The sequence below is a fragment of the Collimonas fungivorans Ter331 genome, assembly GCF_000221045.1.
Lineage (GTDB): Bacteria > Pseudomonadota > Gammaproteobacteria > Burkholderiales > Burkholderiaceae_D > Collimonas > Collimonas fungivorans_A.
Genome location: NC_015856.1, coordinates 944,220 through 958,684, shown reverse-complemented (window position 1 = coordinate 958,684; position 14,465 = coordinate 944,220). Strand labels below are relative to the sequence as shown.

Annotated in this window: 14 protein-coding genes; 1 reads left to right on the top strand and 13 read right to left on the bottom strand. The window is 50.2% G+C overall.

Features of this window, described 5'->3' with window-relative positions; all coding sequences use genetic code 11:
• Position 1: 1 nt before the first annotated feature.
• The 13 genes from CFU_RS04215 to rfbB all read right to left on the bottom strand — a co-directional run bounded on the left by CFU_RS04215 (position 2) and on the right by rfbB (position 13,238).
• Positions 2 to 1,390: a phosphomannomutase/phosphoglucomutase gene (locus CFU_RS04215; protein WP_014004803.1), complete on the bottom strand. Its 1,389-nt coding sequence runs from the start codon at positions 1,388 to 1,390 to the stop codon at positions 2 to 4.
• A gap of 184 nt (positions 1,391 to 1,574) precedes the next feature.
• Positions 1,575 to 1,895, bottom strand: a complete 321-nt coding sequence (locus tag CFU_RS23650) for an H-NS family nucleoid-associated regulatory protein (RefSeq protein ID WP_081466402.1) — start codon at positions 1,893 to 1,895, stop codon at positions 1,575 to 1,577.
• A gap of 44 nt (positions 1,896 to 1,939) precedes the next feature.
• On the bottom strand, positions 1,940 to 3,880 hold the full coding sequence (locus CFU_RS04210; protein ID WP_014004802.1) for a polysaccharide biosynthesis protein: 1,941 nt from the start codon (positions 3,878 to 3,880) through the stop codon (positions 1,940 to 1,942).
• A 74-nt stretch (positions 3,881 to 3,954) separates the two neighbouring features.
• On the bottom strand, positions 3,955 to 4,515 hold the full coding sequence (locus CFU_RS04205; RefSeq protein WP_041741250.1) for a sugar transferase: 561 nt from the start codon (positions 4,513 to 4,515) through the stop codon (positions 3,955 to 3,957).
• 15 nt (positions 4,516 to 4,530) lie between these two features.
• Entirely contained in the window at positions 4,531 to 5,538 is a 1,008-nt protein-coding gene (locus CFU_RS04200; RefSeq protein ID WP_014004801.1) for a hypothetical protein, read from the bottom strand.
• Positions 5,539 to 5,543: 5 nt separating this feature from the next.
• Entirely contained in the window at positions 5,544 to 6,086 is a 543-nt protein-coding gene (locus CFU_RS04195; RefSeq protein ID WP_041741248.1) for a serine O-acetyltransferase, read from the bottom strand.
• Positions 6,083 to 7,201, bottom strand: coding sequence for an NAD-dependent epimerase/dehydratase family protein (locus tag CFU_RS04190; RefSeq protein WP_041741246.1), 1,119 nt, complete (start codon positions 7,199 to 7,201; stop codon positions 6,083 to 6,085). Before CFU_RS04190 ends, CFU_RS04195 begins: the two co-directional genes overlap by 4 nt.
• An 8-nt stretch (positions 7,202 to 7,209) precedes the next feature.
• Positions 7,210 to 8,133, bottom strand: coding sequence for a glycosyltransferase family 2 protein (locus CFU_RS04185; protein ID WP_041741244.1), 924 nt, complete (start codon positions 8,131 to 8,133; stop codon positions 7,210 to 7,212).
• Between the two features lie 267 nt (positions 8,134 to 8,400).
• Positions 8,401 to 9,741: a flippase gene (locus CFU_RS04180; protein WP_014004799.1), complete on the bottom strand. Its 1,341-nt coding sequence runs from the start codon at positions 9,739 to 9,741 to the stop codon at positions 8,401 to 8,403.
• A gap of 110 nt (positions 9,742 to 9,851) precedes the next feature.
• Positions 9,852 to 10,721: a dTDP-4-dehydrorhamnose reductase gene (rfbD, locus tag CFU_RS04175; RefSeq protein WP_014004798.1), complete on the bottom strand. Its 870-nt coding sequence runs from the start codon at positions 10,719 to 10,721 to the stop codon at positions 9,852 to 9,854.
• Positions 10,718 to 11,263: a dTDP-4-dehydrorhamnose 3,5-epimerase gene (gene rfbC / locus CFU_RS04170; protein ID WP_014004797.1), complete on the bottom strand. Its 546-nt coding sequence runs from the start codon at positions 11,261 to 11,263 to the stop codon at positions 10,718 to 10,720. The genes rfbD and rfbC overlap by 4 nt, the downstream gene beginning before the upstream one ends.
• Positions 11,264 to 11,265: 2 nt before the next feature.
• A complete protein-coding gene (rfbA, locus tag CFU_RS04165; RefSeq protein WP_014004796.1) occupies positions 11,266 to 12,159 on the bottom strand; it encodes a glucose-1-phosphate thymidylyltransferase RfbA in 894 nt (297 codons plus the stop codon).
• Entirely contained in the window at positions 12,159 to 13,238 is a 1,080-nt protein-coding gene (rfbB, locus tag CFU_RS04160) for a dTDP-glucose 4,6-dehydratase (protein ID WP_014004795.1), read from the bottom strand. The genes rfbA and rfbB overlap by 1 nt, the downstream gene beginning before the upstream one ends.
• Before the next feature lie 392 nt (positions 13,239 to 13,630).
• Here rfbB and CFU_RS04155 point away from each other — a divergent pair, with 392 nt between their 5' ends.
• Positions 13,631 to 14,464 (top strand): symmetrical bis(5'-nucleosyl)-tetraphosphatase, encoded by an 834-nt coding sequence (locus tag CFU_RS04155; RefSeq protein ID WP_041742984.1) that lies wholly within the window; start codon positions 13,631 to 13,633, stop codon positions 14,462 to 14,464.
• Position 14,465 lies beyond the last annotated feature (1 nt).

The window sequence follows — 14,465 nt, the reverse complement described above, 5'->3', positions numbered from 1 at the left end:
GTTAGAAGGATAACGCTGCGTCTGGCTTCGCAGCCAGGATCACACGCTTGAATTCAGACTGGATACGGAGCAGCGCCGATGGCGACTCGGCTTCGAAGCGCATCACAATGACCGGGGTGGTATTGGATGAGCGCGCCAGGCCGAAGCCGTCCGGATATTCGACACGCAGGCCGTCGATCTTGATGATGTCGTCGGCGCCGGGGAATTTCGCCTCGCCTTGCAGTTTTTCGATCAGGCTGAAGTTCTCCCCTTCTTCCAGTTTCAGCTGCAGCTCGGGCGTGCTGGACGATTGCGGCAACGCGTTCAACACCGCCGACGGATCGCTTTCGCGGCTCAGCAGTTCCAGCAAGCGCACGCCAGCGTACAAGCCGTCGTCGAAACCGTACCAGCGGTCCTTGAAGAACACATGGCCGCTCATCTCACCACCCAGCGGCGCCCCGGTTTCACGCATCTTGGCCTTGACCAGCGAATGGCCGGTCTTCCACATCAGCGGCTTGCCGCCATGCGCGGTAATCCACGGCGCCAGGTGGCGCGTGCATTTGACGTCGTACAGGATCTCGCGGCCCGGATGGCGTGTCAGCACGTCCGCGGCAAACAGCATCAGCTGCCGGTCCGGATAGATGATCTGGCCATCCTTGGTGACCACGCCGAGGCGGTCGCCATCGCCGTCGAAGGCCAGGCCGATTTCGGCGTCCGAATTCTGCAGGGCGCGGATCACGTCCTGCAGGTTCTCCGGATGGGCCGGATCGGGATGGTGGTTGGGGAAAGTGCCGTCCACTTCGCAGAAAAGCTCCTGCACCTCACAGCCGAGCGCGCGATACAGCTCGCCGGCAAAGGCGCCAGCGACGCCGTTGCCGCAATCGACCACGATCTTCATCGGCCGCGCCAGCTTGGTGTCGCTGACGATGCGCTGCAGATAAGCTTGCCTGATGTCGTGCTGGCGGTAGCTGCCGCTTGGCACAGATATGGTTGCCTCGACGCTGCCGTCGTCGATGGCCTGGTACAGCTGCTGGATGGTCTCGCCATATATCGCCTCGCCCGCCAGCACCATCTTGAAGCCGTTGTAATCAGGCGGATTATGGCTGCCGGTGACCATGATGCCGGACTGTGCGCTCAGTACATGGGTCGCGAAATACACCATCGGCGTCACCACTACTCCCAGGTCGACCACATCCACACCGGCATCGCGCAAGCCGGCAGCCAGGGCGGTGGCAAGTTCAGGTCCGGATAAACGGCCGTCGCGGCCGATAATCACGGTCTTTTCACCTTTGGCCCGGGCGGCGGTGCCGAAGGCCTGGCCGATCTGGCGCGCGATGCCGATGTCCAGAGTTTTACCGACGACGCCTCGGATATCGTAAGCCTTGAATATGGATTTTGAAAGTGGAAGCATAGTTTTGTGTAATGAAATGTGGCGTTTATTCCGCAAAAAACGCAGCCGCTAGACAATTCGCATACCACTACCGGCGTGACCGATGCAATAAGCCGAACGGAGATATGTGTGACCTGCTTCAGGCACACGTCAACGATTTAAGCGCCAATCATCAGATTGGCGCTACTCGCAAAAACGGCGATTGTTATACGCGTATGGCATCCAGCGATTGGCCAGAAGCGACCCAGTCCTGAATCCATTTAGGTTGGCGACCACGACCTGTCCATTGCAGCAAGGGATCCGACGGATGACGATAACGGACCGCTACTTTTGTCTTGGACACAGCGTTCTTGCTGCGCGGCTGAGCACCCAGCAGATCCTGCAGCGAGATTCCTGCATTTTGCGCGATAGCCAAAATTTGTTCGCGTGCTTTAGCCAACTCCTGATGTTCGCGATCTTTTAAAGCTTGTTTGATCTGGTCTTGCAATGCACGCAACTCGACAACTGATAGCCCTGACAAATCCATGTTACCTCCATACAATAAAATTCAATCAAATATTGTTTTCGCAATCAATGTAGCATCACGTCACCAGCATCTGCACCCGTTATACGATGCTTGGCTCGCCAGATAAAGTCCTCAATCCCGCATTGCGGTGAATATTCAGCAACCGTTCTCAATAGCAAAGCACGTATATCCTCATATTCGAATGCGGCACATGCATCTTCCAGTTTAGCCAGAAGATCTTCCAGGATTGCCCACGGAATCTCAACTTCTTGCGCACGCATGATCAACGGATGTTCGGTACCCTCGACATTCTCGCCAATCAATAATTCTTCGTACAATTTTTCACCAGGCCGCAAACCTACATGATTAATTTCTATGGTGCCATCCGGTGTTAAATCAGACAATACTTCAAGTCCGCTCAAATGGACCATGCGCTTCGCCAGGTCGATAATCTTTACCGGTTCTCCCATATCCAGCACGAACACATCCCCTCCCTGTCCCATGGCGCCAGCCTGCAGCACCAATTGCGCTGCTTCGGGAATCGTCATGAAATAACGAGTGATCTCAGGATGCGTCAATGTTATAGGCCCACCTGCCATGATTTGCTTGCGAAACAAGGGCACAACTGACCCGGAGGAACCCAGTACATTACCAAACCGCACCATGCAAAATCGTGTCTTCGATGGACTTTTCCCTTGCACTCGAGAAAACGCCTGCAATATCAGCTCAGCAAACCGTTTGGTAGAACCCATTACATTTGTTGGCCGTACTGCCTTGTCGGTCGAAATCAGCACAAATGATTTGACGCCGGAGGCCATGGCGGCTTTCGCCACACTTAGCGTACCAAACACATTGTTCCGTATGCCTTCAATCGGATTGTGCTCAACCAATGGGACGTGCTTGTAGGCTGCAGCGTGATATACCGTTTCTACCGAAAATGTTCGCATGATACGGGCACATTTCTCAGTTTCCAACACGGAGCCAAGGAATGGCAGCAATTCAATGTTGAAGCCAATATTTCGTTGCAATTCACTCAATTCTTGCTCAATCGCGTACAACCCGTATTCTGACATTTCAAGCAGTATCAAACGCGAAGGCCGCTGACGAATGATCTGACGGCAAAGCTCAGAACCGATGGATCCGCCGGCACCAGTCACCATTACAGATTTATCCACGATACAGGCAGAAATCAATTCCGGATTAGGCTCCACCGGATCACGTCCGAGCAGATCTTCAATTTCCACTTCGCGAATGTCCTGCACCCTCAACTCACCATTAATCAAGCTTTTGATCGGGGGCGTTACTTTAATTTTTACCTTAAGCGGCTCAAGTTTATCGAGAATATGTTTTTGCTGTAATTTGCTCAAGGATGGCATGGCCAGTAATATTTCCTTGACTTTGTATCGCGCAATTAAATTGGGCAGGTCTTCTGCATCAAAGACTTTGATTCCGGCAATAGTTGCTTTTTGTAGTTCTTTTTTATCATCAATAAATGCCACAGGCAAATATTCATTTCCTGCCCGAAGCGCACTAGCCAATTGTGTTCCCGCTTGACCCGCGCCATAAATCGCCACCGGAACCACCCCCACTATGCCGCTGACGCGCAGCAGATATCCGCGTGCCAAAAATCGACTTGCTGCTACATATAAAATTGCGCTAACCCAATATATGCCGAAAACCGCACGGGAATAACCCGCCGTCTGCGTAAATGTCCCGATCGCACCCAGAGTGATTACCGATAAAGTAACTCCAAGCACCACGACATAGACAATCTTATGGTCGATGAATCGAATGACGGCGCGATACAAACCCAGTCTGATAAAAATAGGGATCGAAATAAACGGCGCAGCCACGATCAGCAGGCCATACTGATGCAACAACCAACTGCTGAGGCCATCGTGGCGCAGCCATATTGCCAAGCAAAATGTGACAGGCAACAGAATCAGATCCGCAGTTGCGGCGATTACCTGCTTATGAAGGCGAGATAAATTTAAGAAAGAAATCATGTCGACAATTCAGTGAAGTGAGAGCATATCGGATTCATATCTTAACCAGGATGCTTTCCAATTTCGGCTGACAATTAATGCGTAATACCATCTCTGCGAATAACCTTGAGAAAGGTAAGGAATATGATTTGTATGTCAAGAAAAAATGATTGCCGTTGAAGGTAGTCAACATCCAGTTTCACCTTCTCGGCTATTGGCAACTCATCCCGGCCATTGATTTGCGCCCATCCGGTCAAGCCCGGCAACAAACTGTCCACACCGTACTCTGTTCTTAATGCGATCAAGTCATCCTGATTGAATAGTGCTGGTCGGGGGCCGACAAAACTCATATCCCCGGTAATTATGCTCCACAATTGCGGTAATTCATCGAGACTCGATTTACGCAAAAAAGATCCTATGGGGGTCAGAAATTTCTTTGGGTCTGGCAATAAGTGAGTCGCAACCGCCGGGGTATCGATGCGCATAGTACGAAATTTTGGCATTTTGAAGATTTTATTACGACGTCCTACACGATCGGACCAATAAATAATCGGCCCCACCGATGTAAGCCTGACGAACAAAGAAACGAGAATTATGGGAACAATCAGCACAATCGATGCAACTAGCGCCAATAATAAATCAAAAGATCTTTTCATTCGTTTTTCTATCCTTCAGTAAAATATCTCAGCCAACCACTCTCGCAAACTATATTTCCCATAGATATTCTCAGCTTGAGGATGAAATGCAGCATGCATAAAATTTTCAGGAATAACTGGTCTCTCCCGGTCAACTACAAGAATGTTATCTGGATTATAAAAATCATAAATCTTTACCTCAGGATTTGTAGTGATTAATTTTATCTTAGCGCCAAGACATTCTATAGTCCGCATAGTCAATCCAGTTTGACCCGGGTGGTGCACATCAATCAATATTTTACTTCGCCCTATCAGCTCCAGCGTATTTTTAATATTTAATGAATTCCATTTCACATCTCTCCAGGGAATCTTCCTGAATTGCCGATCCGTGATTTTACGTATCGCAAAAACCCATTTGCTTTGATAGAAAAAATGAGCATAAACGGAAATTTCAGGTGCAACCTGTTTTGCAGCAGCCCATATTTTTCGCACAACCGGGTAACGATCAGAATGTATTGACCCTAAAAATAAAAGATCGATATCCTGCCTCTCTTTTGATTTATCCGATTGCCCCAAGATTTCGTAGGCACGCGAATAAAATAAAGGCAGGTGCCGGATATTCTCATTGTCAATCGAATCAAATCGGTCGAAACTGTAAACCTTGTCAAAATAAGGCAATTTTTCGTGGCTATTCTTGAAATTCCTCAAAGAATCCCAGGTATAGTATAAAAATCTCGCCTGTGGCAAAACCTGTTTCAATGCTTGAATTTTCCCGACAGGAAGTGCCTCTCCCTTGATGACAAATACGACATCATAGGCAGCGACCGCGGCTCGTCTGACGATCTCGTCAAAATAGTCATTGACTATTTTCTTGACCAGTTCGGGACGAAATCGAATCGCCGCTTTCATCAACGGCGTTGATGAAGGTCTATCGTCATACCAATCAACTTCGCAACCGGCGGCTTCCAATTCAGCCTGAATCTCTTTTTCATAACCAAAAAAACGCGGTGCGATAAACAATACGCGCTGGCCCGTTTGCATCATATTATTTAAACCTGTTTGACTATACGCGCTGGAATGCCAACAACAGTGGCACCGGCGGGGACATCTTCAACAACCACGGCGTTCGCCCCCACCCGGGCATTATTACCAACCATTACCGGCCCGAGAATTTTCGCACCGGCGCCAACGATCACGTTATCGCCAATATCTGGTCGAGAAGAGGCTGAATAATCAAGATCGATTTCGCGCGCGCCAAAAGTCACGTTGTGATAAATCGTCGCGTTCTCTCCAATCTTGTTGGCGCCGATGACTGTACCTTGCGTGTGGGGGAAATATAGTCCAGGACCAATCTCGCATCGAGCCGCTATCTCAAGGCCAAACAGGACGAAATTCATGAGGCCGAATATCTTGGCAAGCGGCGACAGCCGACGCTGAAAAAGCCAGTGCGAAAGACGGAAGAGAACGACTGGCATGAATCGCGGCGACAATGAGCTCTTCAGAACGCCAAAGAGGGTGGCTTGCCGCTGCAGTTGACCCGCAATCAGATACTGCCGCTTTAAATCGGCAATTAAAATTGCTTTCAAGCTCATGACATCATCTTGCGTTTTTTTAGTTCCTCGTTAGCCTTATCCAGTCCGTCTTCGGGCAGCGGTTGAGACAGCACCCAGCTGGCGAATTCCTCCATCCCGCTTTTCAGGGACATTTTTGGTTCGAATCTCAGCTTGGACCTGATCTGAGTCAAGTCAGCGTAGCAGTGACGGATATCACCCAGGCGATATTGCCCAGTGACTTCAGGCCGCACCTTGCCATCGAATGCATCCACCAGCATATTGGCAATTTCCAATACGGAAGTAGGTTCACCGGCTCCAACATTAAAAGTGCCGCCATTTGCAGCGTCTGTCTGGAGCGCCAATTCGATTGCCTGGACGACATCGCTGACATGTACAAAATCACGGCTCTCCTGCCCATCCTCAAAGATCGGGAGCGACATGCCACGGCGTATGCGCGTGGAGAAAATCGAAAGAATTCCGGTATACGGGTTGTTCAGCGACTGCCCTGCGCCGTACACATTCTGGAAGCGCAGGATGGCTGTTCCGATTCCCAGAGAATCTCCGGCGATGCGAATCAAGTCTTCTTGCGCATACTTTGTAGCGGCATAGATAGATGCGGGACTTGGCCGCGCTGCTTCCGGCGTTGGCACAGCAACTATCGAAGCGCCGCATTGCGGACAAACGGGATCCCACTGATGGCTTTTCAGTTGCGCGGCGCTGCGAGCGCCAGGATAGACAAGCCCATGAGTTTCGCAGTTATAGGCCCCTTCGCCATAGATTGACCTAGATGAGGCGAGAACAATCTTCTTGATCGAATGAGGGGCGTTAGCCAGCACATCCAATAACTGGGCAGTAGCCTGGCTATTCACGTTATTGTAGTGGGCAATCTGATACATGGATTGCGCAGTGCCGGTTTCGGTCGCCAGATGCACCACGCCGTCCACGCCAGCCAACGCCTGTTCCAGTGCGTCACGGTCACGAACATCGGCGCGGATCAGCTCAACCTGATCAACCAGATCGGCAGGCAAGCTCTGCGTGACATGGATCTGTGGACTGAAATTGTCCAGAATACGAATCCCAAACCCCTGCTTGCGTAAGGAATACACCAAGTTCTGCCCAATAAAGCCGGCACCGCCAGTAATCAAAATATTCATAATATGCTTCACCCGATAAACTCACCTGACTTGCGGCGCAAACCATCGTAAACGCCAGCAAGCATCATTTTCAAACTACGCAGCTTTTTTTTATCAATTAAGCAATTAATAAAGAATCTGAGAGTAAGCCCATATGTCAAACGCCGCCTCCATGCCCAGGAAACGTAATCGGCCCGGCAAAAACTGACAGTGTTACGGAAATAATAATAACGTCGCAGGGGAGAATATCTAAAGAAGCTCAAACCAAAAATACGCGCAGGAGGCGCATCTGAAGGCGCGTGTCCCATTTCTATTCTGAGGCAGCCAAACAGTTTGTAGCCTTTAGCTCGCGCACGAAAGCACCATTCGGTATCGGTGTAATCTACAAATAGGCCGTCGTCGTAGTGTACGCCGCCAGTCCAGACGTCTGTTCGCACCAGCATCCCTGAAGTAATAAGGGCATCGGTTTCGACATAATTGTCTGCACAGTTATTCGGCATTCTAGAAATAATCCGCCCCTCCCGTTCCAGATAAAATGGGAAGTAAACCTTGGTGGCCTCGCGTCGGTCAAAGAAAACCGGAGCAACGGCAGCGCAATTGACACCCTGCCCCTCGAACATCTGATGAGCATTCCTTAGATTAGCAATCAAATCAGCAACAGGGGCGCTATCCTGGTCAAAAGTGGCCACATACTTCACTCCCAAGCTGACAGCACGCTCGAACCCCATATTCAAAGCATGTCCGAGACCTAGGTTTTTTTTGAATTCGATATATTCAATAGCCAAACCTTCCTTTTGTGCAAAATCGTAGGCCTCCCTGCTGCCTCCATTATCAACCAGTATCAAATGGTCGACCTGTGGAGAAAGAGATTTCAAGAGATTGACTACAATTTTGTACTCAGGAAAATAACCAACCACTATTGCTGCGGTACTGATTTTATTTAAATCATTCATTTAGTAAATTCTTATCATTAATATCAACACACACTTAAACCCAATTTTGAATTTGCCATTTACGCTATAAGATACTCAAGAAATTGAATTCTCTAATGCGCTGAGATATGAACGTCGGATTTATCCACAATCAGATGTTTTTCATTCTTTCATAAATATCTAAAACAATAAAATCTTCAATAATCCTGGTACCAAACCATCGTAGCAATCAGTTATCAATATTTTCTATGCAAAAAAACAGATCACTATTGAATAAAACGACTAAATTCACAACGATGATGAAGGTCGAACAAGCTCATTACCCCGTGCAATAATTATATTTACCATTTTGTGCAATATCACCCCGTCACAGAACACCCGCAGCGACCAAATCGTAGCGGCGCCCACAATACCAAATTTGCTTACAGCAAAATATAACAGAGGCAAATATACAAGTAGTTCGCAAACATGAACTTTCGCAGTCACATCTGATCGCCCGGCTCCCTGCAAAAATGCAAAAGGAATAGCCGCTAAACCATTTACCAAGACCCCGATAGCCAATATCTGGAATACACGGGTACTCTCATCCGAAAACTTCCCTCCAAGCCACAAGTGAAGTATCCATCCAGCAAACAATACTAGGAAAATTATTGCTGGAAACGTCAGATAAAATATGTACTTACAGCTTTTCCAATATAAAGCCATAGCATCTTTGATATTTTTCTGTGCATTTAATTTAGCAAATTGTGGAAAACATACTCCAGCTATCGCTGCCGGAACTACCAAAAGCTTGGTCACCATTTCATAGGGTGTAGCGTAATATGCTACCGCCGCCATTGACAGCATCATCCCAATTACGAAACGATCCATTTGGACCATGATAGGACTGACGATATTGCTGACCGTCATCCATCCGCCAAATTTCAGCAATTCAGGTATCACTGCCTTTGACAAAGTGAATTCCGTGAAATTATCCAGCGAACGATGACACAGGTACACGAAAGCTATCGCTGTGGCGGCACGCACCAATAGTAAAGAAAAGAAAATTGCAACGAGACTATTGGAAAACGGCAGCACACAAAGTGGCGCTACAAACATCAATACCCCCAGAGGGATACGTACTAGATTTACCGATTTAAATTCATGCTTAGCTTCCAAGATTCCTCGCAAGCCTGTAGCTATGAGCACCAATGGAATGGATGGTGCCAGCATGCTCAAACTGCGTTTCGTTTCAGCTTGTAAATAAACAGGTATTTTTAAAGCTGAGTAAATAATCCAGTCACTAAGGCCAACGATGAACAAGCTGGCAAGCAAGCCGAGTACGAACATGACCGTTAACCCTGTCCACATTAACGGCGGAATTGCGGCCTCATCATTTATGGCGAGCTTCTCGGAGATAATTTGTGTTAATGCGCGCCCTATCCCCAGATCAAACAGGCTGAAATAACCGATCAGCATCCAAGCGATGGTCAATATTCCAAAACGATCGACTCCCAGGCCTTTGATCAATAGCGGAATAGATACTACCGCCGCAATCAACGGAGCTACCTGACCTACCAAATTCCATCCAATATTATGAATAAATGTTCGATATGACTTCTTGTTGGATTCAGAATTTGTTAGATCCAAGTTTTCACCTTATTCTTTCTCTTTTCAGTACTCGACTCCCGATCTCTCGCAGTCAATGATTGCGATATCAAATCAACCGAAGGGGAGTACGCTGAGACGTTTATGTCATCTCAGTCTTGGCATAGCTTCAAGGCCTGGTCCCAAGTCGGCAACCCGCAAAACGCATTTATCAATTTTTCGCACGATATAACCGAATTTCCCGGCCGCTTTGCCGGTAACGGATATTCTTGCGTGCTTATTGCAGTTACAGTTGGCTTTTTAGGTAAAACGGCGTTGGCAAGTATCGCCTCCGTAAAGCCAGCCCAAGTTGTCTGGCCTTGAGCCGTTAGATGATATAAACCTCTTTTTTCCTGCCACCAGTCCTGAGAATGCGATGCGGAAGCGGCCTGCGCAACAATGTGGGCAGTGGTATCCGAAATTGTCCGGCACCAGGTCGGCGCACCATGCTGGTCGCCAACGATACGCAACTCGTCGCGATCCTGCGCCAGGCGCAATACTGTCAACAAGAAATTTTTTCCACGCATGCCATACACCCAGCTGGTACGCAGAATCAGATGCGGAACGCCTATTGCCTGGATCGCTTGCTCGCCGGCGAGCTTGCTGGCACCATAGACGTTGATTGGGCAGGTAGGGTCGGTTTCGACATACGGGCTGGTTTTGCTGCCATCAAAAACGTAATCGGTAGAATAATGAATGATGGCTGCGCCGAGCTTCTTTGCTTCTTCAGCCATAAGGCCAGGCGCCTCGCCATTCACGCGCATGGCAAGTTCGACTTCCGTTTCGGCCTTGTCCACCGCCGTGTAGGCGGCGGGATTGACGATCAGATCCGGCTTGATTTCACGAATCACATTCCGGACCTGAATCAGGTCAGACAAATCCATTTGGCTACGATCAAGGGCAATAATTTCGCCGAGGCCTTGCAAGCTGCGCTCCAGTTCATAGCCAACCTGGCCGCTTTTCCCGGTAACAAGTATCTTCACGCGAACACCTCGGCATCCGCCAGCAGCTTGCCGACCTGGTCTTTTCCAGATAGCAGCGGTGCCCCTGTGATCGGCCAGTCGATGCCGATGGCGGGGTCGTTCCAGAGAATGCTGCGCTCGAACTCCGGCGCCCAGTAATCCGTGGTCTTGTACAAGAACTCTGCCGACTCGCTGGTCACCACAAAACCATGCGCAAATCCTTCCGGGATCCACAATTGGCGTTTGTTTTCAGCCGACAGCGTTACACCCACCCAATGCCCGAAAGTCGGCGAGCTTTTGCGTACATCGACGGCAACGTCAAATACCTCTCCAGCAACCACGCGCACCAGTTTGCCTTGCGGCTGGCGAATCTGGTAATGCAGTCCGCGTAGGACATTTTTGGCGGATTTGGAGTGATTGTCCTGAACGAAGCTGGCGTTAAGGCCGGTCAGCTCATTGAAACGACGTTCGTTGAAGCTCTCATAAAAAAAGCCGCGATCATCGCCGAAAACCTTCGGCTCGAAAATCAGTACTTCAGGAATATTCGTGGTTTGTACTTGCATGTTTAAAATACCTTATCTTTTAATAGGCCCAGCAGATATTGGCCGTATCCGTTTTTCTTCAGCGGCTGCGCCAATTGCTCCAGTTGGTCGGCATTGATATATCCCGTGCGAAAGGCTATTTCTTCCGGACAAGCCACTTTCAGGCCTTGGCGGTTCTCAATGGTGGCAATGAATTGCCCGGCTTCCAGCAACGATTCGTGGGTACCGGTGTCCAGCCATGCCATTCCGCGCCCCATCAGCTCGACATTCAGGCGCTGCCGCTCCAGGTATACTCGATTCACGTCGGTAATCTCCAATTCTCCGCGTGGAGACGGCTTGATGCCGGCAGCGATGTCGCATACCTCACGGTCATAAAAATACAGCCCGGTGACAGCGTAATTGGATTTGGGTTGCAGAGGTTTTTCTTCGATGCTGACGGCGCGCCGCTGGTCATCGAATTCGACCACGCCGTACCGCTCCGGATCGTGTACATGATAAGCAAATACAGTGGAGCCTTCGGTACGGGCCGAAGCTGCACGTAACTGGCTTTCGAAGTCGTGGCCGTAATAGATGTTGTCGCCCAGGATCAGGGCCGACGGTGCATCGCCGACAAAATCGCGGCCGATAATGAATGCCTGAGCCAAGCCGTCAGGGGTCGGTTGCACCGCATAGCTCAATTCAATCCCCCATTGCCGGCCGTCGCCCAGCAACTCCTTGAATCTGGGCGTATCCTGAGGCGTTGAAATGATCAGGATTTCCCGTATCCCGGCCAGCATCAGCGTGGTCAGCGGATAGTAGATCATCGGCTTGTCATACACTGGCAGCAATTGTTTCGACACTGCCATGGTGACCGGATACAAGCGAGTGCCAGAGCCTCCCGCGAGAATGATGCCTTTACGGTTCTGAGCTGTAGTCATTACGCTCCCTCTCCCGAGCTTTGGCGCTGCTCGTAATTTTTTTCAACCCATTTCAGATAATCGCCAGACTGGACATTTTTTACCCAATCCTGGTTAGCCAGGTACCACTGCACTGTCTTGCGGATGCCGGTGTCAAAAGTTTCCACCGGCTTCCAGCCCAATTCACGTTCAATCTTGCCTGCGTCAATGGCATAGCGGCGGTCATGGCCTGGACGGTCGGTGACGTAGGTAATCTGGTCGCGATAGCTTCCCGTTGCCTTCGGATCGAGCTCATCCAGAATGTCGCATAGCGTATGGACCACATCGAGGTTGGCTTTCTCATTCCAGCCGCCAACGTTGTAAACCTCTCCTGGCTTGCCCGCTGCCAGCACACGACGGATCGCGGCGCAGTGGTCGCTGACATAAAGCCAGTCACGCACTTGCTGCCCGTCGCCATATATCGGCAGCGGCTTGCCGGCGCGCGCATTGGTGATAATTAACGGGATCAGTTTCTCGGGGAAATGGTAAGAGCCGTAATTATTGGAGCAATTGGTGGTCAGCGTCGGCAATCCATAGGTATGGTGATATGCGCGGACCAGATGGTCCGAAGCCGCTTTCGATGCTGAATACGGGCTATTGGGCGCGTACTGGGTAGTTTCACTGAACGGGGCGTCGGCGGGGCCTAGCGTGCCATATACTTCATCGGTGGAGACATGCAGGAAACGGAATGCTGTTTTTTCGGCATCCGGCAGCGCGCTCCAATAGGCACGAGTAGCTTCCAGCAGGCCGAAGGTGCCGTTGACATTGGTTTCGACAAAAGCCGCGGGGCCGTGGATCGAACGGTCAACATGGCTTTCGGCGGCAAAGTGGACTACTGCGCGCGGCTTGTATTGTGCGAACAAGGCTGCAACTTGAGCCGTATCACCGATATCGCCCTGTACAAAAATATGGCGCGGGTCTTGGCGAACGCTCGCCAGATTATTCATGTTGCCGGCGTAAGTCAGCTTATCGAAGTTAATCACTGGCTCGTCATTTTGCGCCAACCAGTCGAGTACGAAATTGGACCCGATAAAACCAGCCCCGCCAGTAATGAAAATCATGTAATTGTCCTAAAAATTGAGTTCTGAAGAATTTGGCCAGCCGGCTTTAAATACTGCGCGTTTCTTTCAATTCACCAAATTCGTGCGTAACCCTGAATTATCCACTATTGCCGGCCAATATAAGTTACTTAAATATCATTTAACGATGTTTAACTCCGTGCATATTGGTAAGCAATGTAACAAACTGTTGCAAAATAACAACTAAACAATAATTCAGAACTTTTAATCAACTTCAGACAGTAATTAATACGAGAAGTGCCGCACTTTCCCTCTATCGACCCTCATAGCTGATTCCGATGTCGACTTCCCGCACATTAAACATAATGAGCGTCTCAAGAAACCGGCTGGCGATCTACAATATCGAACCTCAATTGCTGCAATCGCTGCGAAACATGACACCTATCAGTTCCACGCTATTTGCCATCGGCGACTTGCAAGGCTGCCACCAAAGCCTGCTCGATTTACTAAAGCGCATTGACGCAACCACCCCTGATGCACATCTGGTTTTTGTCGGCGACCTGGTCAACCGCGGCCCACAGTCGCTGGCAACACTGCGCCTGGTCCGCTCGCTGGGCGACCGCGCCCAGGCAGTACTCGGCAACCACGACCTACACCTGCTGGCCGCCGCACACGGCATCCGCAAGCTCCACCGCGGCGATACGCTACAGGAAATTCTCGACGCCCCCGATCGTGACGAACTACTCGACTGGCTAAGGCAGTGCCCCTTAGCGCTGCTGGAACAAGATCACCTGTTCTTACACGCCGGCGTATTGCCGCAATGGTCCACCGCCAAAACGGTAGCGTTGGCGCAGGAAGTCGAAACTGTGCTGCGCGGCCCGCATTGGGTAGATTTTTTGCGTGAAATGTATGGCAACCAGCCATTGCGCTGGGACGATGCGCTGCAAGGCAACGAGCGCTTGCGTTGTATCGTCAACGCCTTGACGCGATTGCGGTTTTGCACTGCGGACGGAACCATGGAACTGGCGGCCAAGGAAAGCACCGGCATATCCATGCCCGGCTACTTGCCCTGGTTCGACGTGCCGCAGCGGCAGACCCAGGACGTGACGGTGGTGTACGGCCATTGGTCGACCCTGGGACTGGTGCTCAGGCCGAACCTGATCGGACTGGATACCGGCTGCGTATGGGGCGGCAAACTCACCGCGGTGCGGCTGTCCGATCGTTTGCTGCTCCAGGTCAGCTGCCCGCAAGCGCAGCGGCCGGGATAAA